The 24,090-nt window shown below is 40.9% G+C and carries 24 protein-coding genes and 3 tRNA genes; 21 read left to right on the forward strand and 6 right to left on the reverse strand.

Annotated features, from left to right (window positions below; translation table 11 throughout):
- Positions 1-24: 24 nt before the first annotated feature.
- Complete coding sequence (locus EZ437_RS12135; RefSeq protein WP_131596283.1) at positions 25-882, reverse strand: SPFH domain-containing protein; 858 nt, start codon at positions 880-882, stop codon at positions 25-27.
- Between the two features lie 418 nt (positions 883-1,300).
- Between EZ437_RS12135 and EZ437_RS12140 the strand changes: the two genes are divergently transcribed.
- The 6 genes from EZ437_RS12140 to EZ437_RS12165 all read left to right on the forward strand — a co-directional run bounded on the left by EZ437_RS12140 (position 1,301) and on the right by EZ437_RS12165 (position 6,147).
- Positions 1,301-3,307: an HD family phosphohydrolase gene (locus EZ437_RS12140; RefSeq protein WP_131596630.1), complete on the forward strand. Its 2,007-nt coding sequence runs from the start codon at positions 1,301-1,303 to the stop codon at positions 3,305-3,307.
- Positions 3,308-3,370: 63 nt separating this feature from the next.
- Positions 3,371-3,457 (forward strand) — tRNA-Ser (locus EZ437_RS12145).
- A gap of 109 nt (positions 3,458-3,566) precedes the next feature.
- A tRNA-Pro gene (locus EZ437_RS12150) sits at positions 3,567-3,640 on the forward strand.
- Between the two features lie 53 nt (positions 3,641-3,693).
- Positions 3,694-3,767 (forward strand) — tRNA-Pro (locus EZ437_RS12155).
- A 459-nt stretch (positions 3,768-4,226) separates the two neighbouring features.
- The gene (locus EZ437_RS12160) at positions 4,227-5,450 is read left to right on the forward strand and encodes a site-specific integrase (RefSeq protein WP_131596284.1); all 1,224 of its coding nucleotides are present in this window, start codon (positions 4,227-4,229) and stop codon (positions 5,448-5,450) included.
- A gap of 10 nt (positions 5,451-5,460) precedes the next feature.
- A complete protein-coding gene (locus EZ437_RS12165; RefSeq protein WP_131596285.1) occupies positions 5,461-6,147 on the forward strand; it encodes a metallophosphoesterase in 687 nt (228 codons plus the stop codon).
- A gap of 71 nt (positions 6,148-6,218) precedes the next feature.
- Here the strand turns inward: EZ437_RS12165 and EZ437_RS12170 are convergent, their stop codons facing one another.
- Positions 6,219-6,929, reverse strand: coding sequence for a hypothetical protein (locus tag EZ437_RS12170; protein WP_131596286.1), 711 nt, complete (start codon positions 6,927-6,929; stop codon positions 6,219-6,221).
- Between the two features lie 534 nt (positions 6,930-7,463).
- On the opposite strand from EZ437_RS12170, the gene EZ437_RS12175 reads away from it, so the two are divergent.
- The 8 genes from EZ437_RS12175 to EZ437_RS12210 all read left to right on the forward strand — a co-directional run bounded on the left by EZ437_RS12175 (position 7,464) and on the right by EZ437_RS12210 (position 11,984).
- Entirely contained in the window at positions 7,464-7,730 is a 267-nt protein-coding gene (locus EZ437_RS12175; protein WP_131596287.1) for a helix-turn-helix domain-containing protein, read from the forward strand.
- 415 nt (positions 7,731-8,145) lie between these two features.
- Complete coding sequence (locus tag EZ437_RS12180; RefSeq protein WP_131596288.1) at positions 8,146-8,328, forward strand: hypothetical protein; 183 nt, start codon at positions 8,146-8,148, stop codon at positions 8,326-8,328.
- 116 nt (positions 8,329-8,444) lie between these two features.
- The gene (locus EZ437_RS12185) at positions 8,445-8,993 is read left to right on the forward strand and encodes a BfmA/BtgA family mobilization protein (protein WP_131596289.1); all 549 of its coding nucleotides are present in this window, start codon (positions 8,445-8,447) and stop codon (positions 8,991-8,993) included.
- Between the two features lie 2 nt (positions 8,994-8,995).
- Positions 8,996-9,976, forward strand: a complete 981-nt coding sequence (locus tag EZ437_RS12190; protein WP_131596290.1) for a DUF5712 family protein — start codon at positions 8,996-8,998, stop codon at positions 9,974-9,976.
- A gap of 24 nt (positions 9,977-10,000) precedes the next feature.
- Positions 10,001-10,522: a hypothetical protein gene (locus EZ437_RS12195; protein WP_131596291.1), complete on the forward strand. Its 522-nt coding sequence runs from the start codon at positions 10,001-10,003 to the stop codon at positions 10,520-10,522.
- A gap of 2 nt (positions 10,523-10,524) precedes the next feature.
- The gene (locus EZ437_RS12200) at positions 10,525-10,896 is read left to right on the forward strand and encodes a hypothetical protein (RefSeq protein ID WP_131596292.1); all 372 of its coding nucleotides are present in this window, start codon (positions 10,525-10,527) and stop codon (positions 10,894-10,896) included.
- Positions 10,897-10,983: 87 nt separating this feature from the next.
- The gene (locus EZ437_RS12205; RefSeq protein WP_131596293.1) at positions 10,984-11,301 is read left to right on the forward strand and encodes a DUF6922 domain-containing protein; all 318 of its coding nucleotides are present in this window, start codon (positions 10,984-10,986) and stop codon (positions 11,299-11,301) included.
- Complete coding sequence (locus EZ437_RS12210) at positions 11,256-11,984, forward strand: nucleotidyl transferase AbiEii/AbiGii toxin family protein (RefSeq protein ID WP_131596294.1); 729 nt, start codon at positions 11,256-11,258, stop codon at positions 11,982-11,984. The genes EZ437_RS12205 and EZ437_RS12210 overlap by 46 nt, the downstream gene beginning before the upstream one ends.
- Positions 11,985-12,101: 117 nt before the next feature.
- Here the strand turns inward: EZ437_RS12210 and EZ437_RS12215 are convergent, their stop codons facing one another.
- On the reverse strand, positions 12,102-12,623 hold the full coding sequence (locus EZ437_RS12215; protein ID WP_225869563.1) for a helix-turn-helix domain-containing protein: 522 nt from the start codon (positions 12,621-12,623) through the stop codon (positions 12,102-12,104).
- A gap of 267 nt (positions 12,624-12,890) precedes the next feature.
- Here EZ437_RS12215 and EZ437_RS12220 point away from each other — a divergent pair, with 267 nt between their 5' ends.
- Positions 12,891-13,565: a BON domain-containing protein gene (locus EZ437_RS12220; RefSeq protein ID WP_225869564.1), complete on the forward strand. Its 675-nt coding sequence runs from the start codon at positions 12,891-12,893 to the stop codon at positions 13,563-13,565.
- 101 nt (positions 13,566-13,666) lie between these two features.
- Here the strand turns inward: EZ437_RS12220 and EZ437_RS12225 are convergent, their stop codons facing one another.
- Both EZ437_RS12225 and EZ437_RS12230 read right to left on the reverse strand, forming a co-directional pair.
- Positions 13,667-14,719 carry a response regulator gene (locus EZ437_RS12225; RefSeq protein ID WP_131596296.1) on the reverse strand — a complete coding sequence of 351 codons (1,053 nt, stop codon included), beginning with the start codon at positions 14,717-14,719 and terminating at the stop codon, positions 13,667-13,669.
- The gene (locus tag EZ437_RS12230) at positions 14,716-15,966 is read right to left on the reverse strand and encodes a PAS domain-containing sensor histidine kinase (protein WP_131596297.1); all 1,251 of its coding nucleotides are present in this window, start codon (positions 15,964-15,966) and stop codon (positions 14,716-14,718) included. Before EZ437_RS12230 ends, EZ437_RS12225 begins: the two co-directional genes overlap by 4 nt.
- Positions 15,967-16,220: 254 nt before the next feature.
- Between EZ437_RS12230 and EZ437_RS12235 the strand changes: the two genes are divergently transcribed.
- The 5 genes from EZ437_RS12235 (at position 16,221) to EZ437_RS12255 (ending at position 21,737) form a co-directional block, all read left to right on the forward strand.
- Positions 16,221-18,941, forward strand: coding sequence for a cation-translocating P-type ATPase (locus tag EZ437_RS12235; protein WP_131596298.1), 2,721 nt, complete (start codon positions 16,221-16,223; stop codon positions 18,939-18,941).
- A 122-nt stretch (positions 18,942-19,063) separates the two neighbouring features.
- Positions 19,064-19,300, forward strand: a complete 237-nt coding sequence (locus EZ437_RS12240) for a hypothetical protein (protein WP_131596299.1) — start codon at positions 19,064-19,066, stop codon at positions 19,298-19,300.
- A gap of 47 nt (positions 19,301-19,347) precedes the next feature.
- Entirely contained in the window at positions 19,348-19,569 is a 222-nt protein-coding gene (locus EZ437_RS12245; RefSeq protein WP_205942692.1) for an SHOCT domain-containing protein, read from the forward strand.
- A 35-nt stretch (positions 19,570-19,604) separates the two neighbouring features.
- Positions 19,605-20,987 (forward strand): NAD-dependent succinate-semialdehyde dehydrogenase, encoded by a 1,383-nt coding sequence (locus EZ437_RS12250; RefSeq protein WP_131596301.1) that lies wholly within the window; start codon positions 19,605-19,607, stop codon positions 20,985-20,987.
- Between the two features lie 12 nt (positions 20,988-20,999).
- Entirely contained in the window at positions 21,000-21,737 is a 738-nt protein-coding gene (locus tag EZ437_RS12255) for a YoaK family protein (protein ID WP_131596302.1), read from the forward strand.
- Here EZ437_RS12255 and EZ437_RS12260 read toward each other — a convergent pair.
- Positions 21,688-22,968, reverse strand: a complete 1,281-nt coding sequence (locus EZ437_RS12260) for an isocitrate dehydrogenase (NADP(+)) (RefSeq protein WP_131596303.1) — start codon at positions 22,966-22,968, stop codon at positions 21,688-21,690. The two genes, EZ437_RS12255 and EZ437_RS12260, sit on opposite strands and share 50 nt — an antisense overlap.
- An 81-nt stretch (positions 22,969-23,049) precedes the next feature.
- Between EZ437_RS12260 and EZ437_RS12265 the strand changes: the two genes are divergently transcribed.
- On the forward strand, positions 23,050-23,982 hold the full coding sequence (locus EZ437_RS12265; protein ID WP_131596304.1) for a universal stress protein: 933 nt from the start codon (positions 23,050-23,052) through the stop codon (positions 23,980-23,982).
- Positions 23,983-24,090 lie beyond the last annotated feature (108 nt).

The raw sequence follows: 24,090 nt of genomic DNA on the forward strand, positions 1-24,090 counted from the left end.
TGTCCTGTATTTTTAATTACACACTTAATTGTACAAAGTGCCTGTATTTACTACGGGCTGCACATTGCGGTCGCCGCATAATACTACCAGCAAGTTGCTTACCATTGCAGCCTTACGTTCCTCATCAAGTTCTACAATGTTTTTCTCTGATAATCTTTCAAGGGCCATTTCTACCATGCCTACTGCGCCCTCTACAATTAGTTTTCTTGCAGCAATGACCGCTGTAGCCTGTTGACGCTGCAACATGGCACTGGCTATTTCCTGTGCATAAGCCAGGTGTGAAATGCGTGCTTCAATTACTTCAATACCTGCTCTCGACAATCTTTCACTCAGTTCTGCTTCCAGTAGCGAACTTACTTTGTCCGCACCATCTTTTAAGGTAATAGTTGCTTCCTCGTCCTCAAAATTGTCATACGGAAAAATGTTGGCAAGGTGCCTTACCGCTGCTTCGCTTTGTATGGTCACATACTGCAAATAATCTTCCACTGCGAACATCGCTTTTGCAGTTTCCTGGATCTGCCAAACTACTACTGCAGCTATTTCTATCGGATTACCCAGTTTATCATTCACTTTTATCTGGTGACCGTTCAGGTTTCTGGCTTTCAGCGATACTTTTTTCTTAACCGTCAGTGGGTTTACCCAGAAGAATCCATCCGTTTTTACTGTTCCCACATACTTTCCAAATAAGGTAAGCACTTTTGACTCATTTGGGTTGTTGATAATGAGGCCCGGAAGGACCAGTATAAAGTTGAACAATAATACACCAACGCCAATAGCATGGTGTCTTCCTACAAAGGCTAAAACTGCAGCTCCTAAGAGCGCAAGAAACAAGAACAATGTTAAGTAGCCTGAGGGTGGGCTGATGATTTTTTCCTGATACATAATGATATTAATTTGATATCATAAAGTAAAAGAATTTATTCTGGATTTACAAGTAGAAAATCAGAATTTTTTAAAAGCATTACCTGTATCCGTTTTTGGTTTTAAAATGATCTTATCACGCTTTGTACTGCCTTAGTATAAAACAAATATATTACACGCTTTTAATAGGTATATTATAAAAATAAAGTAGGGTATTTATCCCTATGAAGTCCCTATAATCTCCCTGTAAAGTCCCTATAATTCCCCTATTAATTGAAAATCCAGTATAAGCCGTTTACGAAGCGGGGTCGTTCCTTGCCAGTACAAAAATTAATGCTAATTTTGATCTGTATATAAAGCAATTGTTTTGGCCAAAATCAAGAAGAATTCCCACAGGGTACTTTATCGAAAGTATTCATCTAATATCAAGTATATCATGATGATCATTTCTGTATTGATCATCACTGTCTTTTTGCCAAAGCAGCCCCGGTTTAGGTATGAGTTTGAAAAAGGCGAGATCTGGAAAAATAAGGATCTGGTATCGCCTTTTAGTTTTGCTATTCTTAAAACCAATCCACAGGTCGATACAGACAGGAAAGACGCCATTGAGAATGTATTGCCAATCTATACACTAAATAAATTTTTGATCAACCAGGTAGAAGAAGCGTATTCGAGTGAGTTTGACGTGAAGTGGCGGAGCAGTGCGCTTTCAGAAACAGATAAGCAAGCCGATAAGGCCGCTTCGCTTAAATTATTGAAAGCCATTTATAATAAAGGCATCATAGCCCTTACCGCCAAACATCAGGATGGCAATAAGTACTACGATTTTTCTCTGCTGGACAACAATGTTACCAAAGTAATGAGTACTCAGGACGTGTTTACTGTTAATTTGGCACTTGAATACTTTAAGCAGCAATACCAGTCTATAAATCTCAACGCTAAGGAAGTTGTGTTCAACCTGGTAGAAGATCACCTGACCCCAAACATCGTGTTTGATGAGAAACTTACTGCCACCGTTCAGGAAAGTGCATTAAACAGCCTTTCTACCACACGGGGTATGGTGCAGAAAGGGGAGCTCATCATTGCCAAAAACAATGTAATCGATGATGAGGTATATCAAAAGCTGCAATCTTTTAAGGAAGTATATGAGGCACAAACAAGAACGATAGGGGATAGCAGGCAGGTTTATTTCGGACAGATCCTGCTTGTTGGCTTTATTGTTAGCCTGCTCATGGTATTTCTAAAGCTATTCAGGAAAGATATTTTTGCTGATAACCGTCAGCTTTCTTTATTATTGCTGGTCACTACCACCATGTTGTTGTCTTTGACCTGGGCCATCAAACTTAATTTACCAAGCCTGTATTATATTCCATTTTGTATTGTTCCAATTATCATCCGGATTTTGTTTGATACGCGTCTAGCGCTATACCTGCATCTGCTGGTGATATTGATAGCAGGTTTTTTTGTGCCGAATAGCTTTGAGTTTGTGTTCTATCAGACCACTGCTGGCATGGTGGCTATTTACAGTATCCGGAATTTAATCAAGCGGGAGCAGTTGCTCCTTTCTGCGATGTATATTCTTTCTGCCTATTTCATTTCCTTTGTAGGCATAGCATTGCTTAGAGAAGGGGCTTTCAGCCAGATCCAATGGGTTAATTTTATTCCTTTTGTAGTGAGCGTGTTGCTTTCATTACTGGCGTACCCGCTAATCTATGCGTTTGAAAGGATGTTTGGGATTACTTCTGATGTGGCGCTGATAGAACTTACCAATACAAATAATAAGCTGCTCAGGGAGCTTGCATTTAAGGCTCCTGGAACGTTTCAGCATTCGCTGCAGGTGGCCAACCTTGCTGAGGCTGCCATATTTAAGATCGGGGGAAATTCTTTGCTGGTGAGAGCAGGGGCATTGTATCATGATATTGGTAAGATAGAAAATCCGCAGTACTTTATCGAGAACCAGAATACGGCCCTGAGTCCGCATGATAAGCTGCCTTACGAACAGAGTGCCCAGATCATCATTAAACATGTGCACAAAGGAATAGAGATCACCAGGAGGCATCAATTGCCAGAGAGTGTGATTGACTTTATCAGAACGCACCATGGCAATACTAGGGTAGATTATTTTTACCAGTCTTTTTTAAAGAATTCTCCTGAAAAGTTTGTAGATGAGAATATTTTCCGCTATCCGGGGCCGATTCCTTTTTCTAAGGAAACAGGTGTTCTGATGCTGGCAGATTCGGTAGAAGCGGCTTCAAGAAGTCTGAAAAATCCGGATGCCCAAAGCATAAATGACTTGGTAGAACGCATAATTGACTACAAACTGGAGCAAAAGCAGTTAGATAATTGTGATATTACATTAAAAGACCTTGAAACTATTAAGCTGATATTCAAGACAATGCTTATGAGTATCTATCATGTACGCATAGATTATCTGCAAACTGTGTAATTTTTTTTTGCAAACATCAATGAATTGCTATATTTGCAACCTCAAAAGGGAGCTTTTGATATTGGAGGGATGCCTGAGTGGCCGAAAGGAACAGTTTGCTAAACTGTCGTACTGGCAACGGTACCGAGGGTTCGAATCCCTCTTCCTCCGCTGAATGAATTTATATTGACTTGTTAATATAAATGGATTAAAGTTAGTATTTGTGATATTAAAGACTAACTTTGCAATCCCTTCGAAAAAGGGAAAAGAGATACCAGTTCGGGGTGTAGCGTAGCCCGGTATCGCGCCTGCTTTGGGAGCAGGAGGTCGTAGGTTCGAATCCTGCCACCCCGACAAAATACTTAGAAAGGTATTTTAATTTTGACCAGTAAAAACAGATACCAGTTCGGGGTGTAGCGTAGCCCGGTATCGCGCCTGCTTTGGGAGCAGGAGGTCGTAGGTTCGAATCCTGCCACCCCGACACAAGCTAGTGCTGAAAGGCACCAAAAGCCCTTAAAATCAATGATTTAAGGGCTTTTTTCATTTATATTAAGCCATAACTTATCAATCAAAATCAAAGAAAATGTGCCCTATTCGGTGCCCCAATTTTATTATTTATATTTGGGTACTTTTTTGAATTAAATAACTGATTAACAATTAATTACGTACTTAATTTTGTGTGTTTTTGATGTGTTTTGTACCCGTTTTTAGAAAAAGGGCATAGGGCACAGTATCAAAAGAAAAGATAGCGAACCAAACTGTACCCTAAATTTTATCTACAAATGTAGGGCACAAATTACAGTTCAACTATTTGATTTACAATTAATTAAGTGCTTAAAATTTGGTTGTTTTTAGTGTTTTTTGTGCCCTCTAGTATTCAAGGGGCACAAAAATACGGAACCAAAAAGATTGATCAGTAAACAAATTAAATGATAAGAATATGAAGCACAACACTTTTAGCGTAATCTTCTATTTAAGAAGATACAAAACCGCCAATGATGGTAGGACACCTATCTATGCAAGAATTACAGTAGATGGTAAGCGTTTGGATATTTCAGTAAAAAGATCAATTGAAGAAGGAAACTGGAATGTTAAAAAGGGAATGGCCAGGGGTAGTAAAAAGGAGATCGTGATGCTGAATAACTACCTTGAGAAGTATAGATCATCTATTGTAGAATGCTACCAACAACTTTTATTACAGAAAAAGGTAATAACTGCTGACCTTATTAAAGATACTTTTTTGGGAGGGGATCAAAAGAATTTCACCGTTTGTAAACTAATCGACTACCATAATAGTGAAGAAAGGGACAATTTAGAATGGGGTACAATGAAGAATTATATGACGACCCAAAAATACATTAAATCTTTTTTAAAGGATCGGTATGCTACCACAGACAGATTTTTGTCAGAGCTAAACTATAAATTCATCATTGACTTTGAAAGCTATCTTAGGCAGCTTAAAAATAAGAAGGGGAAAACAGCTATGGCGAACAATGGGGTTATGAAGCATCTGGAGCGTTTCTGCAAGATGGTTAATCTCGCAATAAAATTGGACTGGATTGAAAGAAATCCGTTCCAGGCATACCAGCTGAAATTTGAAAATGTAGAGCGTGAGTGTTTGACCAGGGCTGAATTGCTAAATTTAGAAAAGAAACAATTTACCATTCCACGCCTCGAAGTGATTAAAGACTTGTTTATTTTCAGTTGCTACACCGGACTTGCTTATATAGACGTGTTTAATTTAAAGCCATGTCATATCGTGGAGGTTGGAGAAGGTGATTTTTGGATCAAGACCACTAGGCAAAAAACCAATACTCCGGTAAGGGTTCCAATTTTGCCTAAAGCTCAGGTAATCATTGAAAAATATAGGAAACATCCAGAAGCAAATGCAAAAGGTAAGGTTTTCCCTGTTATGTCCAACCAGAAACTTAATAGCTATTTAAAGGAAATTGCCGATCTTTGCGGAATCACCAAGCCGTTGACTTTCCACATAGCCAGGCATACATTTGCTACTACCATTACGCTTACTAATGGTGTACCAATGGAATCAATTAGCAAGATGCTTGGCCATAAAAAACTTAGCACTACTCAAATCTATGCTAAAGTGGTAGAAAGCAAACTCGGGTTTGATATGGCGCAGTTACGGGAACGATTACCGGCGTAAAGAGAATTATATGAAACATATTTTTATAGGTGATCTGCATGGCGAAGATTTCTGGAAGGAAATAAATGTCCGCAAGTATGAAAAGCTCGTATTCGTGGGTGACTATGCAGATCATAAAACTTATTCTGACTTTAAGTTATTCAAGAACCTACAAGATTTGATAAGGTTTAAGCTACGGCACCCGGACAAAGTTATTTTAATATTGGGAAACCACGAAGTGTTTTATAAGTACTTTCCGCAGTTCCAATGTTCGGATACCCGCCCTACCATGCAAAAAGATTTAACTAGATTGCTTAATAGGCATAAAGATTGCTTTCAGGTAGCATACCAAAGGGGCAATTATATCGTCACACATGCGGGGATCACAAATGCCTGGTATGCAGATTTCGCAAGATTTCCCTTTCTAGAAAAGATGAAGCAAGAATACCCTACGCTGGCAGACCAGTTGAATAAGGTTGATCAGGGAAGTGAGCGGTATCTTTTGCATACTGCCGGACATGCAAGGTATGGTTATGGTAAAGGGGGGATTACCTGGGCTGATAAATCGGAAACGTCAACAGATATGTTGGCTGGCTATCATCAGATAGTTGGTCATACAGTTGTGCCGGAAATTGAAACGATCCGAAACGGTGATGCGTCGGTGACTTATATTAATGTTGCAAAGCACAATGGTACTTTTTACGAATTGGATATTTAAAATCCAAATGTGTATTCGATGGCTTTTAGTTAAACTGTATAATTGTTTTGTATTATATATTTCGCCATTACTTAGATATAGGTGTGCCATTTGCTCACCTGATCCATAATTTCGATGGTATCCTTCTCCGAATAATGTCTAAGCAAATGCTTTTTTAATGCCTCAACAGATCCTTCTAATTGAAGATCCATTACCGTAAGAATTTTTAATGGCCAGTGTTTGATTTCGTCCATATACTCGTATAAGGGAAGATACGGGGGGGCATAATAAAGAGAATTTTCGATAAATTTCTTATATAGTTCTGGTTTAAATGCCCGTCTCATACTTCTGACAGCATTAAAAGCAATGACATCCCTACTGCCATGAAAAGAAAGGTCTCCCAGGCCCGGATAGCCATCATCCCAAAAGAATGTGTACATATACTTGAAAAATAAAGGTTCAAGCTCGGCGATTAAATCAATACTAACAATATCATATTCTTCTTTAAAGAGTTCTAGCGAAAAATCATCCTGGTGTTTTTGTATAATGTACTCGATAACCTTGTGTTCCTGTTCTATACAATGTTCCACCGTTGGCATCTTATCTGTAATCCCTGGAATCCTCAATCTAAATCGAGGTTTTCCCAGCAGATCAAAATAATAACTTTTGAAAAAAATTGACTTTCTGTCGTAAGTAATCTGGATGTATAATGGGTATGTGGGGGTACTATGAAACAATACCTGCTTCAAACGATCATTGAAATAGGTCTTGTATGTAATTTTTTTTGATTTTTTTTCAAACATTTTTTTTGATGCGTTTTAGCTGAAAATGCAACTCAATTTTGAAAAAGCTTATCCCTTATCAGCACAAATATCATCAAAACCCATCAAAATTAATATGCACTTTTTTACAAATAACACAGCAAATATAACCAACTGTTTTGACAAATTTGCTTTTTATCAAAACATATTTTACTTTTGTTGAGCAAAACGAAGTGGATGCTTCGATTTGACACAAACTACGTCCCGTAAGGTGTAGGCAAATCGTCCGATTTTTTACCTTTTAATTCCTATTGCCGATGACAGCTATTGAATTACCTACCAAAGAAGGAGGTGATATGAACTAGTGTAATCTTAATTTCGGAAACAGGCAAATGGCAGTGTATTATCTAAATGCAGGAAGTCCCCATTTTACTTGCCATGTTCTCTGTTTCCAATTCCACAATTTTACCGCAAGCCTAATTGCTAATGGCTGATCATTTATGGATCACTAGTAGAGATGACAGCGAAAGAATTAAATGCTATTTGCAAGTATTAACAATTTAAAACAAGGTGCGTATGACAGCAATTGAATTGATCACTAAAGATGATCTGAAGAATTTTAAATCCGAACTCTTAACAGAGATTAAAGCAATGTTGAAACCCTCAGAAGGGGAAAGTAAGCGTTGGCTAAAAAGCTCTGAGGTAAAAAAGCTACTAAGTATCTCTCCAGGTACACTGCAAAATCTTCGGATCAATGGTACACTACGGTATACTAAGATGGGTGGCATCCTATACTACAAGTCGGAGGATATTCAAAAAATTATGGAGGACAACTTAAGGTGATGAAAAATATAGGTGGGCATTTCATGTTGCATTTTTAGATTGGAGATGCCCATCTATAATTTCAATGAGTGATTGAACTAATTAGGCCAGTAGCTTTAAGTTCACGCCAGAATTCTAGTACCCTGGTAGGCTGATAGGCTGATAACCTGATAGGCCACATAGCCAATAGGCTAGCGACCTGATAGGCTGATTACCTAGTGACCCAATGAGCCAATGAGCTGATGACCCAATGAGCCAGTGAACTGATGACCCAATGAGCCAAGGAACTATTGACCCAATGAGCTAGTGAACTGTTGACCCAATGAGTTGAAGTAGATTTTAAACAGATAAATATGTGTGTTCACATTAAAAATAAACTACCTGTCACAACTCTGACAGGATCGAAAATAGCCCTTCTATACTACTCTGAGGGGTTATGCGATATGCAAAAAGTCCATACCCTCTTCGGGGTTATGGAGCGAGCGGAGGTTGGGCAAAGCCCTACCTTTCTCGCCCCACGCTATCGCCAGTGGGGTTGGAAGCACCCTCCTGGGGTGCTGTAGGCGCACTGAAGCGCAATAGGATAAGATTTTTGCACCTCATGGAAGGTGCAATATAACTATATACAGCTATGCAGATCTATAGCTATGCAGATATATAGCCTATTAGTAAGCTGACCAAGTATTAGGCAAGCCTATCAATAGGCAGGAACATTTACAGTAAATAAAATGAGTTATGAGTAGCGACACATTAAGATCAATTAAGTATTCAGAGGCCGAAGGATTAAAGCTGGATAAAATAGCTCTGAAATTGGGCAGGGCAAAACGACAGGTCTTTTTGCAGATGATAGAATATTTTTATCGGACTAAGAAAGACCCACTGGACATCAACGATGACCTGCTGAAAACCACCTTGCTCAAACAGCATAGAGATTATGTAGGTTTTATCAAGACCCAGGAAAATGACCTGCTCATTCCGACCAAGCGTGAAGTTGAACGCATGACTGAATCTCAAAGAAAAGTTATTAACGGCTTTAATGGACTTTTAAAGCAGAATGAGGTGATACCTACGTTAATGGATAAGCAGAATCAATATTTATATCAGTTGGAAGTCCATTACAAGGCTATCGTAGCCCAACTTAAAACTAAGGAAAACCTCAAACGTTCGTTCCTGAATATTTTTGATGGCTATGCTATGGCTCGTGATAACATATCGAGCATTGGATCAAGGAAAGAGAAGGACCAGTTACTAATCACGACACAAAACCAGATCAAACTTTTGTAAGCATGTATATCAATATCACAGACAGTAAAACGGCGGATAACAAAGGAAGCAGTGGGCAATTGGTGAATTACTTGGAGAAAGAAAACAAATTGCATCTGAAGGAATTACCGGAACAATGGTTCAACCATCTTGGCCAGCAATATGAACCGTATCAGGTGCGTACCCGGATTGACAAAAATATTGCGAAGCTGGGAAAAGATGATGCTAAATTTTTCCTAGTCAATATCAGTCCAAGTCAGAAAGAATTGAAGCACCTAGAAGACAAGTTTGGTGAACAGGGCATGTCCGAAATGTTTAAAAAGTATGCTGTAAAAGTCATGGATGAATATGCACGCAACTTTAACCGACCGGGAATTAAAACCAGTAAGGATCTGGTTTGGTTTGCCAAATTAGAACACCACAGGTATTATACCCACAATGATAAGGAGGTTAAGAACGGCACAAAAAAGCGTGGCGAACTTAAGCAGGGTGATCAAAGCCACATCCAGGTTATTGTAAGCAGAAAGGATTTGACTAATAAGATTAAGCTAAGTCCGATGAACAGCTCCAGAGGCAGAAATGTGGAGCACTCAAAAAAAATAGGGCAGTTTGACCGTGTGGCCTTCAAACAGTGTGGAGAACATCTTTTTGACAAAGAGTTTGGGTTTGAACGTGGATTAAAGGAGACAATGGCCTATGCAAACATTCAAAAGAATGGGACTTTGGAGCAAAGAATACAGCTCGATACCTTATCTGCGGGAGTGCCTTTTAATCATGACCCAAATAAGCTGATACTGGAGCTTGTGCAAGACGTATCGAATGGAATGTTTGAAAGCGCTTCTACCATGCTTGAAGTAGTAGGATCAACGGTTGGAAAATTCCTTGACATAATGTTAGAGCCGGTATATACGCCGGGAAAAGCTCAAACGCCTGAACAACCTAAACGGAAAAAGAAGAAAAAGAAAGGCAAATCCCATGAGCAATCCTATGGACATAGCATGTAATTATTATTTATTAAAGCATAAATTATGAGTAACCAAATCACCCAGGCCCAGGACGGCCACAACCAAGAACCTGTATACCCTAGAATTTATATTCCTGACTATACTGATGAATTCAAATTTCTAAATAGGCAAATACAGCAATTTTTAGAGAGCGATCATTATCAGGTGTTAAACGCTACAGCACTCAGGATGGAAAAGTATGCTAAATCTATACCGTTGGTATTCGATGTAAAGAATCACCACCATTTTGAATGGGGTTCAAAAACCCTAATGTTCCTGATCATCGGGTGTGTTTTATCTACATTTGGATCAATCTATTTTGGGGTTAACAGGGACAATGAGTTAAAAAAAGTCAATGCAAGAAATCTTGCTTTACAGCAGCAAAGTGCCCGCAACGCAGACGAAGCACAATATTTCTACCTGGTACGTGGCCACTATCCGGAAATTGTTAAACAGATTAATAAGCGGATAGCCCAAGATTCAATTGGATACCTGAAGGCAGCAGATGAAAAAATCAAGGCACAAAATCTAAAAAAAAGGAAATAAATATGAACATTCAACCAGAAAACAGTCAGGAATATTTTTCACCCCTTGCTTTAATGATTGTGACGGATCGGTATGATCGTCCAATAAGTGTAGCAGTGCCACTAAGCGATTGGGAAAAGTTGCGTCCTTCGCTACACCCAAAGTCTCCACTATACCTATTGATGCAAAAATTATGCGCAGAGACTACAGATAGTGAAGTGCCGTATGTTTCTGCTTCTAGCGGTGAGACTGAAAAGATAGAGCAGAGAGAGATTGTCTACAAGAATGAGCTTTGCACCGAGCCAGGTCTTTTTGTTTTGGAAACCGCTAAACAGAAGGATTTAATCATGGCAAGATACACCTCGGAAACCTTCGGGTTTGTAGAAAGATTATAACTAACGAGTACCGTCATCAGCCATTTAAAGCCCATTTAAGTTGCGCTTTTGGATATAATTGCGTATTTTTGATTAACATTACTGCTTATGTATTTTGACAACTATATACAATTTCCAGATGCCAAGTTAGACGATAAATTACTTTGGGAGTTTGATCCTAAAAAAATTGATCTGGCCGGTATGCGCAATATTGTTGTCCAAAGAGTAATCGAACGTGGCAGACCTGATGACTGGTACTTTATTTTGAACTATTACGGTATCGAAGATGTTAAAGGGGCTATCAAAAAAATTGCCTATTTAAATGACAAGGATATGCACTTTGTTAGTCACCAATTCGATATTCCTTTAAATGAAATGAAATGCTACGAAAAGAAACAGTCAATGACGCTACACTGGAACTCCTAATAACTTTAATGAATGACCAATTACTACAAGACTTTTTTCTTGTAGGTGGTACCGCATTAGCCTTGCAAATTGGTCATAGAAAAAGTATAGACCTCGATCTGTTTTCACAGAAAACATTTGATGCGGAACAACTGCTTGCAGAATTGGAATCAAAATATCAATTTCAGTTGAATTATCAGGCTAGGAATACACTCAAAGGTAATATAGAGGGTGTTCAAGTTGACCTGATTACGCACAACTACCCTTTGGTAAGTCCACTTTTGAACGTGGAGGGTGTTAGGATGGCCTCAGCTTCCGATATTGCGGCTATGAAACTGAATGCCATTTCAGGAAACGGTACCAGGCTTAAGGATTTTATTGATATTGCTTATTTGTCATCCTCAATTACACTCGCTGAAATGATTGAAAGCTTTGGTGAAAAATATGGATCAAGAAATCCGGTCATGTTGGTAAAAGCCCTGGATTACCATCAGGATGTTGATTTTCAAGAGTCTATTCAAATGTTGGGGAACAGTTACAATTGGAAGACAGTTGAAAAAAGGCTTGGTGAAATGACCAGGCATCCTCAACAATTGTTTCCTGGATTGGGTGAGCAAAAACGGGAAAAGGACTTTTTCAGAACTAAGGATAAGGATCGAGGTAAGGACAATGACTTAGATCAGAGCCAAAGGATCAGTATTTAGTTGCTGATCGTATTAAACCGTCTTATAATTGCTGTCGTTGGGTCTTTTGAAAGAAACTGCCTTAGTCCGATGGATAGGGTTGAAGCAAACCCAAATAAATACCGGAAGATAGCTCTTCTAATCTATGTTTTCGAGCGGAATCCGGCTAATAGTGGTAGCATCCTTGTAGCGAGATACTGTCAGTCCGGTTATCTGTTTGAACTGCCGTGATAAATGGGCAACGCTACTGTAGTTTAATAAAAATGAAATCTTAGTGAGACTGAGTTCATTATCGATGATTAGCTCTTTTACCCTTTCTATTTTATGTCTAATAATATAGTGTTCAATGGTGGTTCCAGTTTCCCTAGAGAAAATGTTAGCCAGGTAAGTATAATCATAATGGATTTTGTCACTGATATAATTGGAGTTTTTAATCTTCGGCATTTCGGATGTATGATGTACCATGTCGATGATAATGTTCTTTATCTTTTCTATCAGCATACTCTTTTTATCTGCTATTAATTCGAGTCCTGACGCCAACAGGGCACACCTCAGCAACTCACATTGCCGGGGTGTTGGACTTATTTGCATTTCCACTTCGCCAAGATCTATTTTCCGATAGCTTAAACCAATCTTATCCAGTTCTCTTTTAACCGCCATTTTACACCGGTTACTAACCATGTGCTTAATATGTAGTACCATTCGGATTAATTTCACAACCGAAGCTGTCCGGAACAAAAGTCAGATTTTGGTTAAGTCTTTGAAATGATCAGCGTCACGATTATGATGATGGTCATCATGTTTGCAGATGATGCAAATAGTTCCATTTTATGTGAATTGTGCAATTGTTTTCTATAAATGTGTAAGGATGTTGGATTGAAATAGAGCAACCTTTGAAGTGTGAAATATTTCACATGAAAATCATTTATGATGAAAAACAACGAAACATTGCAAAAAAACGTTCAGGATGCCATAAAATGGGAGCCATTGTTACATGCTGCTGAAATTGGTGTAATCGCCAATGATGGGATAGTTACCTTAACCGGCATAGTTGACAGTTATGCCAAGAAATCCGAAGCAGAGGACGCGGCAAAAAAAGTTGCTGGTGTAAAGGCTGTAGTTGAAAGAATAGAGGTTAAGTATCTTGGTTCTATCCATAAAGAAGATGAAGAAATCGCCAGAGAGGTTTTAAACGCCTTGAAGTGGAACTGGCAGGTTCCCGGGGAAAAAATTACAGTTAAAGTTGAGGATGGTTGGATAACACTGACAGGAACCATTAACTGGAATTATCAAAAAGACGCCGCAAAAAATGCGGTTAAAAATCTTTTGGGCGTTAAGGGGGTGACCAATAACATCACCATTGAATCCGAAATCCATGATGCCGTGGAAAAGAAACAAATTGAAAGTGCCATCGACCGTAACTGGTCAATAAATGCCCAGGACATTCAGGTGAAAGTTTCGGGAAACCGGGTAACCTTAACCGGAACGGTAAACTCTATCTACCAAAAAGACGAAGCACAACGAATGGCATGGAATGCGCCGGGAGTCTGGTTTGTAGACAATGAGCTTGAGATCGAGTATGATTACTCATTGGTTGACTAAATTACTGAACGGGAGTTAAGGCTCCCGTTCATTTTTTATTATAAGAAAATTAAAAACAAAGTGCTCATATCAGGAAGGAACTCAGGTATTGGGTGGTGTGGTTAATTTTTCATTTTTGACAGCCTTTCAAGATCAAGGATTGTAATGGTGATCCCTTGCCGGTCGATCAATTTTTCATCTTTAAAGTCGGACAAGGTTCTACTCACCGTTTCGGTTGCCATACAGGCCATTGCTGCTAAATCTTCCCTTGTAATGGAAAATTGCTCATTTTTAATGTTTTGCTGATGATACAACCGAAGAATGGCTCCGGCCATTTTTTTTCTTACCGAATCGTAAGCCAGCTGAAGCAGTTGTTCTTCCTTATCCTGGTTATCACTGGATAGCAGATGAATAAATTTTCTGGCAACATCAGGATATAAACTCAGGACTTTTTCCATCTCCTCAATTGGAATCATACAGACTTTACTGTCTTCGATAGCTGTGGCGGTATCAGTATACGGACTGTTACTCAAAGCCGCATTTATGCCGATGTAATCCCCGGCGATATACATACCAGTCATCAGTTCACGTCCGTCCTGTGACAACTTGATGGTTTTTACTTTTCCCTCTATGATTAGATACAAGCCTCGGCCTAAGTCTGACTCATAATAAATGATCTGGTTCTTTCTAAATTCACGGGTTCTGTGGCCTTCTATGAGCTTGGTAAATTCAGCTAGGCCATCTGCCTTGGAAATGAGCGCCTTGAATTCATTGGTTTTATTTTGCTGCTGAAGTTCGGTGTAAGCTTTTTTTCTAAGACGTATATCGATCGCGTTGAGCAATTCCATATCGTCAAATGGTTTGGTTAAGTAGTCATCTGCTCCCATTTCCATTCCTTTACGCAAATCGCTGTGATCCGCCTTTGCCGTGAGAAAGATGAAGGGAATTGAAGAGGTTTCTGCATACTTATTCAGCATGTGCAACACGCCATAGCCATCAAGCTCAGGCATCATAATGTCACACAAGATGATATCTGGAAGGTGCTTTAGTGCCATCTCGACGCCAATTTTTCCGTTATCGGCTTCATAGACTTTGTAATTTGCCATTTCAAGGATCTCCACAACATTCTCCCTTATGGCATCATTGTCTTCTATGATCAGTATTTTCTTGTTCATATTATAGGAAATGTAAGGATGAAAAGCGTGCCCTTATTAATTCTGCTCCTAAAGTCTACCTTTCCCTTCATCAGGTCAGTGTACCGGGACAGGATACTCAAGCCTAGTCCGTTACCAGATATTTTTCCAGTATTATGGGCACGAAAAAACGCTTCAAAGAGATGCTTTTGATCATCAGCAGGTATTCCAATACCGTTATCGCAAATTCTGATGGTGCAATTGTTCTCATTGATTTTGGTGTAAAACTGTATCTCACTTTCTGCGCCGGAGTATTTGATGGCATTATCAATGAGTATGACAATACAGTTTTTTAAAAGATTCTGATCCAGCTGAATGGTCACTCCTGGCCCCCTGTGTTTATATATTATTTTTTGCCGGCCCTTCAATGCAATTTGCATTTCATCAGTAATTTCACCGGCGAGATTTTCCAGGTTAAATGTATCCCGCTTGGTTTGAGTTTTTCCGCTGTCCAGCTTTTCCAGGGAAAGAAAGTCATTTAGGATAGCCGTCACATTCAATACTGCCTCTTTTATCTTTACCACATGTTTTCCAATATTTTGGTTTTCGTAAGGAAGTGCATGACGTTCGATTAAGGATGCTGACAACTGGACCAAGCTTAACGGGGTGCGGAATTCATGAGAGGCGATAGAGACAAACCTGCTTTTGAGTTTGCCGAGTTCTTTTTCTTTGTCTAATGAAAGATTGAGTTCCCTTTGGGTTTGCTCAAGGACACCTACTGTATCCCTTAAATGCTCAAGGGACAGATTCAGCTCTATTTTGGTTTGCTCCAAAACAGCAACGGTTTCTCTTAAGGAAAGTGTGCGTTCCTGTACCTGCTCTTCCAGCATCGAGGCATAGTCCTGTAACTTGGATTCGGCTTCTTTTTCCCTGCTCAAATCATGAATAAAGCCTGCATAGATGATTCTCCCTGAGTATTTTACCTCACTCACGCCAAGCCTGAATGGAAACTGGGTTCCGTTTTTTGTCAGGCCTGTCAACTCTCTTCCTATCCCGATGATACTAGCCTCCCCTGTTTTCTTATACCGGAAAAGATAGCCATCATGATGTGCACGATCAGGTTGCGGCATCAGCATAGAGATGTTTTTTCCTAAAACTTCAAGCTCAGTGTACTTAAAAAGTTTGCAAGCCGAGGGATTTATAGATTCAATTATTCCATACTCGTCTATGGTAATCAGACCGTCTATCGCATTATCGATAATCGCTTTAAGCAGAACAGCTTTTTCCATAAATAATTGATTTACAGATTATCTCAATCTGTGCTTTAAAGATACAATCTAAAGCCAGCATTGTTTGGATAATCTTTTCGACCTGTTATCCAAACCGATGATCACCATCACGATCTTTCGGGGGCGCTGTCATTTCCGGTGAGTGATCAGTCGCCTACATTTAGCCCACTCAGGAGTGGTTTATCAAAAGAAAATCTATATATACATATATCTCAACCAACCTGGAGGACATGCCTGAAATTTAAAAACTGGAAATGGGAAATGAAATAACGTATCCGTTGGAATTCAGCTACGCGCTAAACGTCGCTGAGGTATGCAAGGTACTTGACACCGACCAAACATCGGGAATTACAAATGCAGCAGCAGAAGAGCGGGCATTGAAATTTGGGTTAAATATTTATCAAAGCCAAAAGAAGAAAAGTATATGGATGATGCTTATCGGACAGTTTAAAAGCCCGATTGTGTATTTGTTGTTCGCCGCTGCCTCTGCTTCGTTGTATTTTGGAAATCCCATAGAAGCCATTTCGATCCTGGTGGTTATTTTACTAAATGCGCTCATCGGGTTTTTTATGGAGCTACAGGCACGGACCTCCATGCGCGCACTGAAAAAAATGGACCAGATCTTTTCCAAGGTGATCCGGCATGGAAAGCTTAAAGAGTTGCCATCGGAACAAATCGTTCCGGGGGACCTGATGGTACTGGAGGCCGGGGATATGATCGCTGCCGATGGGCGGATCGTTCAGTTCAATCAATTACAATGCGATGAATCTGCCCTTACCGGCGAATCTTTTCCTGTTATGAAGCAGCTCGAAGCTATCTCAGGAGAGGCAGTACTGGCGGATAGGATCAATATGGTATTCAAAGGAACTGCTGTAATGAACGGCAATGCTAAAGTAATGGTTACCGCTACTGCTGAAAATACGGAGCTGGGGAAAATTACCTCATTGGTGGATCACGCTCAGGTTACCACTACGCCACTGGATCTAAAAATTAATCAATTAACTAAAAAGTTGATTTGGATCACTTTGATCATGACCGGGCTATTTTCGCTTTCGGCGGTGCTGGAAGGAAAATCCTGGTTAGTCATCCTGGAAACTTCAATTGCCCTGGCGGTCGCAGCTTTCCCCGAAGGCCTGCCTATTGTTGCTACCGTTGCTCTGGCTTATGGTATGCTGCTTATGGCCCGGAAAAACGTTATTGTAAAAAAGCTCTCTGCGGTAGAAACTCTTGGCGGGGTAAACGTGATTTTAACCGATAAAACCGGGACATTAACCGAGAATAAGATCTATGTGGAGCTACTTGGCTTTCCGGATGAAATTTTGCGGGTGAGCATTGAGCAAGGAGTATTGAAATACCTTAGCGGTTCTTCTCAAAGCAGCGAGGAGAATTTGCAAAAGCTGATCCTGGTTGGAACTTTATGTAATGATGCGTCTCTGGAAGATAAAAACAGCGGAAAGAAGGCTATTGGAGATCCGGTGGAAGTGGCGTTACTTCATTTGACGGAGGCCACAGGCACCTCTTCGGCGCAGCTGATCGCTGCCTATCCAAGAATTGCTGAAACTGCTTTTAGCGCGGAAACTAAAATGATGGCTACACTAAACCAGCATAAAAATCTGAATTTTGTTGCTGCTAAAGGCGCTGTGGAAAGCATACTGGAAAAGTGTACACAAATTCAATCCGGAAAAGAAACCCTGCCGTTAAGCGCTGATCAAAAGGCGGCTATTATTTTGGCTGCTGAAAAGATATCTGCGGACGGACTGCGTGTACTGGCTTTTGGATTTAGAGAAGCTCCCGGAATTTCAAAAGAGCACTATTTGGAAAAACTGGTGTATGCAGGCATGGTTGGCTTTTTAGATCCTGCAAGGCCTGCTGTTAAGGATGCCATTTCCACCTGCCGGTCGGCTGGAATTAAAACGGTGATGATTACCGGAGATCATCCCATGACCGCATTGAATATTGCGCTGAAAACCGGAATCGCTACTCAGCAGGATCAGGAAGTGATCAAGGGAGGTGAGTTGCCTGATATGGGTTCACTCAGCCAAACATGGCGTAAAAGAATCCTTTCGGCAGTGGTGTTTGCAAGGACCACACCTAAACAAAAACTGGAGATCGTTGAGGTCTATCAAAAGGCGGGTTATCTGGTTGCCATGACAGGAGATGGGGTTAATGATGCGCCAGCGCTCAAACAGGCAGACATAGGTATTGCGATGGGATTAAGAGGTACCCAGGTGGCGAAGGAAGCGGCAAGCATTGTGCTCAAGGACGATTCATTCATTTCGATAGCAAGGGCGGTCGCCCATGGCAGAGAAATATTCCAGAACATACAACGCTTTGTGATTTACCTGGTTTCCTGTAATCTGAGTGAAATTTTTATTGTGACACTTTTAAGTTTTCTGGCACCTCAGACGATATTACTTCCTTTGCAGATTCTTTTTCTGAATATGGTCACGGATGTCTTTCCTGCACTGGCGCTGGGGCTGGGAAAGGGGGATCCAACAGTGATGCAAAAGCCACCAAGAGACCCTAAGCTAGCTATCATTTCAAATAAAAACTGGCTCATCATCGTGCTGTATGCCATGCTGATTACCGCTTCGGTAGTTTTAGCTGTATTCTATTGCAGTTCATTTGTTTCCCGTGATCCTGATATACTGAACAATGTTGCTTTCATCACCCTGGCTTTTGCCCAGCTCTTTCATGTGTTTAATATGTCCTCTAATCATGCTGGGATATGGTCAAACGAGGTGACTAAAAACAGGTTTGTGTGGCTGGCATTGTTGATATGCATCCTGCTGATCTTTTTGGTGTACTTATTTCCTCAGACACGTCTTGCCCTTGATTTGTCTGTGTTTTCTATAGATGCGTGGATGGTAGCTATTTCGGCAAGTTTGCTGCCCCTGATTCTAGTACAACTGTACAAGATCATTTGGGGAAAAGCAAATGGGAATTCCCTTCCCGGTAAGACTGGGTTGATTTGATGATGAGTATCTGCTAAACAGATGATTCCCGTCATTTCAGGTGCTGGTAATTACACAGACCTTTAGGCTTTATCTACTTGAGGTATTCAAATGCAGTCCTCAATAATAAAATGATCATCAATATGGCAAACCTAAGTGAAAGTGAAAATTCTTTATTTGAGAATCCTGGAAATGTTCCTTATCGGGACCAGATGATCCAGTCTGATGAGAAGTTTAGTAAATGGGAACGTAAAAGTTTCTCTGAACGGCAGTCTGTATTCAAAAAGGTGACTAATCTTCGCGGGTATTCCGAAGATCTGTTGTCAAATTGGATTAGTGAGCAAATGGACATCCTACTGGCTAAAAGTGTAATGGGCTGAAATAATCCTCATTTTAGGTTGAATTAAAATAACAAAATAAATAAATCATGTTTTATACAAATCATTTTTTTGGAATGGACATCATATGGTGGTTCATCTGGGTAGTCATATTGGTGTGGATATTTTTAGTGCCTTATGATATTCCCGGACAGCGGAATAAGAAAGAGCGGCCACTGGATATTTTGCAGAAAAGATTTGCCAGGGGCGCGATTGATCTTAAGGAGTATCAGCGAAATAAAGCTGTTCTGGAAAATGATGCCGTTCACTAAGGACGGTTACAAAGTTTAAATAAATAACAAATATTATGGCAATACAAACCATTAATCCTTTTAGTAATGAGCTTATTAAAAGTTTTCAGGAAATGTCTCCGGAGGTAGTAGCGGTAGAAATTTCTATCGCTGATGAAACTTTTCAGAGCTGGCGTAAAACCAGTTTTCCTCGCCGGGCAGATCTTTTACATGGTATTGCGAAGTTAATGCGGAAGCAAACAGACGAGCTCGCTAAACTGATCACGCTGGAGATGGGCAAATTACTTGCTCAAAGCTACGCAGAGATTGCACTCAGCGCCGATATTATTGATTATTACGCCACAAATGGGGAATCGTTCCTGAGCGACCAAAAGCTGGAAACTGAATTTGGCGAAGCTTACATCAAGAGTACCCCAATTGGTGTACTGCTTGGGGTTGAGCCCTGGAATTTTCCTTTTTACCAGGTTGCCCGTTTTGCTGCGCCTAACATTATGGCAGGCAATGTGGTGCTGGTTAAGCATGCTTCAAATGTTCCTCAGTGTGCACTGGCCATTCAGGAGCTGTTTGTACAGGCCGGGGCACCAAAGGGTCTATATACCAATTTATTTGTCAGCGGAAGCCGCATAGAACAGGTCATAGCCGATCCCAGAATTAAAGGTGTCGCCCTTACCGGGAGTGAAACCGCGGGCGCAAGTATTGCCGCTGCTGCCGGGAAACATTTGAAAAAGTCAGTGCTTGAACTTGGGGGAAGCGACGCCTTCATTGTTTTGGAAGACGCGGATATTGATAAAGCCGTTGATTGGGCTGTGGTCGGAAGGATGAACAATACGGGACAATGTTGTGTAGCCGCTAAGCGGATCATTGTACTGGAAGCAGTTGCGGACGAGTTTTTGGACAAGTTCAAGGCTAAACTGAGCGACCTTAAAGTTGGAGACCCAATGGATGAGGCGACTGAATTAGGACCTTTGAGCTCAGAAGGAGCAGTTATACAGTTGATCGAACAGGTACAGCGTACGGTAAGGGCTGGCGCAAAGGTGTTGTTAGGGGGTAAACTAATTGACCGAAAAGGAGCATTTATTGAGGCTACCATTTTAGGTGACATTAAACCGGGAATGGCTGCTTATCATGAAGAGTTATTCGGCCCCGTGGCCTCGTTTTACAGAGTAAAGAGCGAACAGGAGGCAATTGACCTGGCCAATGACTCCCCTTTTGGTTTGGGTGGAAGTATATTCACCAATGATATCGAACGCGGAAAACGCCTGGCTGAAAAGATTGACACAGGCATGGTATTTATCAACCATCCGACCTGGACGCAGCCGGACTTACCTTTTGGCGGAACAAAAGGGTCTGGATATGGAAGGGAATTGTCCAGTCTTGGCATACAGGAGTTTGTGAATAAAAAATTGATCAGGGTCAGTGAACTGACGGATCCATTTTAAAAAGGAGGGGAAATGCTTAGACATTTTGGGACTAAAAGAACCTATGCGCATAACCTCAGGCTGGCAGTTTTATTGTGTTTAACTGCCGGCTTTGTAAATGCCGCAGGGTTTTTAGGTTTTTCTACCCTCACCACTAATGTAACCGGTCACGCCGCGTTATTTGCCGAGCGAATTGCCCAGCAGGATTGGGCTGATGCGGGAACAGTTGCCATCTGGATGCTCTTATTTCTTGCCGGCGCATTATGTTCAAGTTTGATCATTACCAGGATAGGTCACCATGCGCGCTTTTCTTTTGCCATTCCCATCCTTCTGGAGCTGGGTATTTTGATCTTTTGTGCCTTTTACGACAGCGGGAATAACCAGGTTTTCCCCAAGGGTTTTTTCATTGGCAGCCTTCTTTTTGCCATGGGCTTGCAGAATGCATTGGTTTCTGTTATATCTGGCTCGGTTGTAAGGACGACCCATTTGACCGGTACTTTCACGGACCTGGGAATCGAGCTCGCCCAATTAAAAACAGGGGATCAGGCCGGACAACAGGAGCTGCACTCTAAAATCAAATTGCGTGTATCGATCATCATCTTTTTTATGCTGGGCGCCCTATCAGGTGCTTACGCATTTAGTCAGTTAAGCTTCAGGGCATTTTTACTTCCATGTTTTATGTTGTGTTTCACCCTGTTTTTTGACGTTTTTCGTTTGCATGTTAAACGGTATTATACGCATCTGGTTCATCGCAGTAAAAAGAACTATTGAGTCTGTGCTGGAGATTCTCATCCAGCGCGGCCAGGAATTCTTCCGTATATAAATAGTGTTTCCCATGCTCCACCCTATTCCCATGGATGCAAACAGCCAGATCTTTAGTCATTTTTCCGTTTTCAACCGTTTCCACGCATACCTGTTCTAAAGCATGACAGAAACTGATCAGCTCCTGATTGCCGTCCAATACGCCGCGGAACGCCAGGCCTCTTGTCCAGGCGAAGATAGAAGCAATCGGATTTGTTGAGGTTGGCTTTCCCGCCTGATGGTCACGGTAATGGCGGGTTACTGTGCCATGGGCGGCCTCAGCTTCCATCGTTTCTCCGTCAGGGGTAATCAGCACAGATGTCATCAGGCCTAATGAACCGAAACCCTGGGCTATGGTGTCAGACTGCACATCACCGTCATAGTTTTTACAGGCCCAGACAAAATTGCCGTTCCATTTTAATGCGGAAGCAACCATATCATCTATCAGGCGATGCTCGTAGGTAATCCCGGCTTCCATAAATTTAGTCTTGAAGTCACTTTCAAATATTTCCTGGAAGATGTCTTTGAAGCGGCCATCATACTTTTTAAGAATGGTATTTTTTGTGGACAAATACAGCGGCCATTTTTTTATTAGTGCCTGGTTAAAACAAGCATGAGCGAAACCACGAATGCTTTCATCGGTATTGTACATAGCCATTGCCACCCCATCACCTTTGAAGTCATAGACCTCAAATGACTGAACCGGTCCCCCGTAATCAGGACTGAAAGTTAGCATAAGCCTGCCTTTTCCCTTGATTATCATGTCAGTAGCCTTATATTGGTCTCCGAAAGCATGTCGGCCGATACAAATCGGGGCAGTCCAGTTTGGGACAAGCCGTGGTATATTATGAATCAGAATGGGTTCTCGAAAAACAGTGCCATCCAGAATATTGCGTATGGTTCCATTTGGTGATTTCCACATTTGCAGGAGATTGAATTCTTTCACGCGCTGTTCATCTGGCGTAATGGTTGCGCACTTTATGCCAACATGATATTTCTTAATTGCTTCTGCAGCATCGATAGTTACCTGATCTGCAGTCAGGTCCCGGTGTGATATTCCTAGATCATAATACTTGATGTCCAGTGTAAGATAAGGAAGAATCAGTTTGTCTTTGATGAACCTCCAGATGACACGCGTCATTTCATCGCCATCCATTTCAACAATGGGATTTAGAACTTTTATTTTTTCTTTCTGTCTCATATTAATAAGTGATGAAGTAATGGGATGCAAATTACTGATTAGCGTCAGCTGGGCTGATGACGAAAAACATCTTGAAATGTGATGCTGCTCAAGGAATTTATAAAGACCAATACCCAACTTTATCAGCTCAATGGAAGGGATATGAAAAACTTACTGGTACTCACCGATTTCTCTAAGTCTGCAGCGCATGCGGCACGCTATGCCTATAGCCTGGCCAGGCAACTGAGGGCGGGTGTCACCTTATGCAATGTGGTTGTTGTTCCGGCAGAAGTTCCTCAGTCGGGTCTTTTAGTTTGGCCACTGGAAGAATCTGATGTTCTTTTAAGAGAAAGTGAGCAAGCGCTAGAAAAGCTAAAAACCCAGCTACAAAAATCAGATGAACCGGATGGAGTTAATCCCGCCATCATTGTGAATAGCTTTACCGGAGTTTTACAGGATCTTGTAGAGAATGTATCCGCAGAGAACCAGATTGACTATATATTGATGGCTGCACATGGGCATGCAGGATTAAGCGGGCTCATGCTGGGGAATCACAGCAGGATTTTGATCGATGACATAGGCCCCCCGCTTTTTATTATCCCACCGGCAGCAAAAATAACTCCGATAAAAAAGATATACTTCGCTATGGACTTTATAGATCCTGACCAGGATTTGAAATTTGTCAGAATGCTCGTTGTGCTGGCGGCCTCACTCCAGGCGGAAATTTTTATCACACATGTTTACAAGGATAGTGTGAATAGCCAGGACGCTAAATCTGTTCAAAAACTCATGCTGAACATTTCCTGTGAGAATGATTACCCCCTGATTCATTACAAGGCCATTGAAAATGTAAAGGAAAAGCAAGGGCTGGAGTGGCTAATGGTTCATGGAGATATGGACTTGCTGGTTATGGTTCACCATCCCCAAGGTTTCTTTGACAGATTAATAAAGGGCAGTCTGACCCAAAAGCTCGCGGAAGAACTAACAATTCCATTACTGATCTTTAAGAAAGAACCTGATTCACCACCAGTTTAAGAATTAAACCCTACCTTTAAGAAGCTTTAGCTTACTGGAACATTTCCTTTTTTTGACCGTCATTTTTCTCCTTAGCGGTTGTCAAACCAGATTTAACACCATTCAAAT

The organism is Pedobacter psychroterrae, assembly GCF_004331695.1.
GTDB classification, from domain to species: Bacteria; Bacteroidota; Bacteroidia; order Sphingobacteriales; family Sphingobacteriaceae; genus Pedobacter; species Pedobacter psychroterrae.

What these genes read in the sequence shown, in the direction of transcription:
- EZ437_RS12255 (WP_131596302.1), top strand. Translation starts at nt 21,000, where the DNA reads ATGCTTAGACATTTTGGGACTAAAAGAACCTATGCGCATAACCTCAGG.
- EZ437_RS12160 (WP_131596284.1), top strand. Translation starts at nt 4,227, where the DNA reads ATGAAGCACAACACTTTTAGCGTAATCTTCTATTTAAGAAGATACAAA.
- EZ437_RS12195 (WP_131596291.1), top strand. Translation starts at nt 10,001, where the DNA reads ATGAGTAACCAAATCACCCAGGCCCAGGACGGCCACAACCAAGAACCT.
- EZ437_RS12190 (WP_131596290.1), top strand. Translation starts at nt 8,996, where the DNA reads ATGTATATCAATATCACAGACAGTAAAACGGCGGATAACAAAGGAAGC.
- EZ437_RS12180 (WP_131596288.1), top strand. Translation starts at nt 8,146, where the DNA reads ATGCGATATGCAAAAAGTCCATACCCTCTTCGGGGTTATGGAGCGAGC.
- EZ437_RS12210 (WP_131596294.1), top strand. Translation starts at nt 11,256, where the DNA reads ATGCTACGAAAAGAAACAGTCAATGACGCTACACTGGAACTCCTAATA.
- EZ437_RS12140 (WP_131596630.1), top strand. Translation starts at nt 1,301, where the DNA reads ATGATCATTTCTGTATTGATCATCACTGTCTTTTTGCCAAAGCAGCCC.
- EZ437_RS12165 (WP_131596285.1), top strand. Translation starts at nt 5,461, where the DNA reads ATGAAACATATTTTTATAGGTGATCTGCATGGCGAAGATTTCTGGAAG.
- EZ437_RS12220 (WP_225869564.1), top strand. Translation starts at nt 12,891, where the DNA reads ATGATGAAAAACAACGAAACATTGCAAAAAAACGTTCAGGATGCCATA.
- EZ437_RS12250 (WP_131596301.1), top strand. Translation starts at nt 19,605, where the DNA reads ATGGCAATACAAACCATTAATCCTTTTAGTAATGAGCTTATTAAAAGT.
- EZ437_RS12175 (WP_131596287.1), top strand. Translation starts at nt 7,464, where the DNA reads ATGACAGCAATTGAATTGATCACTAAAGATGATCTGAAGAATTTTAAA.
- EZ437_RS12245 (WP_205942692.1), top strand. Translation starts at nt 19,348, where the DNA reads ATGTTTTATACAAATCATTTTTTTGGAATGGACATCATATGGTGGTTC.
- EZ437_RS12135 (WP_131596283.1), bottom strand. Translation starts at nt 882, where the DNA reads ATGTATCAGGAAAAAATCATCAGCCCACCCTCAGGCTACTTAACATTG.
- EZ437_RS12240 (WP_131596299.1), top strand. Translation starts at nt 19,064, where the DNA reads ATGGCAAACCTAAGTGAAAGTGAAAATTCTTTATTTGAGAATCCTGGA.
- EZ437_RS12230 (WP_131596297.1), bottom strand. Translation starts at nt 15,966, where the DNA reads ATGGAAAAAGCTGTTCTGCTTAAAGCGATTATCGATAATGCGATAGAC.
- EZ437_RS12215 (WP_225869563.1), bottom strand. Translation starts at nt 12,623, where the DNA reads ATGGCGGTTAAAAGAGAACTGGATAAGATTGGTTTAAGCTATCGGAAA.
- EZ437_RS12185 (WP_131596289.1), top strand. Translation starts at nt 8,445, where the DNA reads ATGAGTAGCGACACATTAAGATCAATTAAGTATTCAGAGGCCGAAGGA.
- EZ437_RS12235 (WP_131596298.1), top strand. Translation starts at nt 16,221, where the DNA reads ATGGGAAATGAAATAACGTATCCGTTGGAATTCAGCTACGCGCTAAAC.
- EZ437_RS12225 (WP_131596296.1), bottom strand. Translation starts at nt 14,719, where the DNA reads ATGAACAAGAAAATACTGATCATAGAAGACAATGATGCCATAAGGGAG.
- EZ437_RS12265 (WP_131596304.1), top strand. Translation starts at nt 23,050, where the DNA reads ATGCTGCTCAAGGAATTTATAAAGACCAATACCCAACTTTATCAGCTC.
- EZ437_RS12170 (WP_131596286.1), bottom strand. Translation starts at nt 6,929, where the DNA reads ATGTTTGAAAAAAAATCAAAAAAAATTACATACAAGACCTATTTCAAT.
- EZ437_RS12205 (WP_131596293.1), top strand. Translation starts at nt 10,984, where the DNA reads ATGTATTTTGACAACTATATACAATTTCCAGATGCCAAGTTAGACGAT.
- EZ437_RS12260 (WP_131596303.1), bottom strand. Translation starts at nt 22,968, where the DNA reads ATGAGACAGAAAGAAAAAATAAAAGTTCTAAATCCCATTGTTGAAATG.
- EZ437_RS12200 (WP_131596292.1), top strand. Translation starts at nt 10,525, where the DNA reads ATGAACATTCAACCAGAAAACAGTCAGGAATATTTTTCACCCCTTGCT.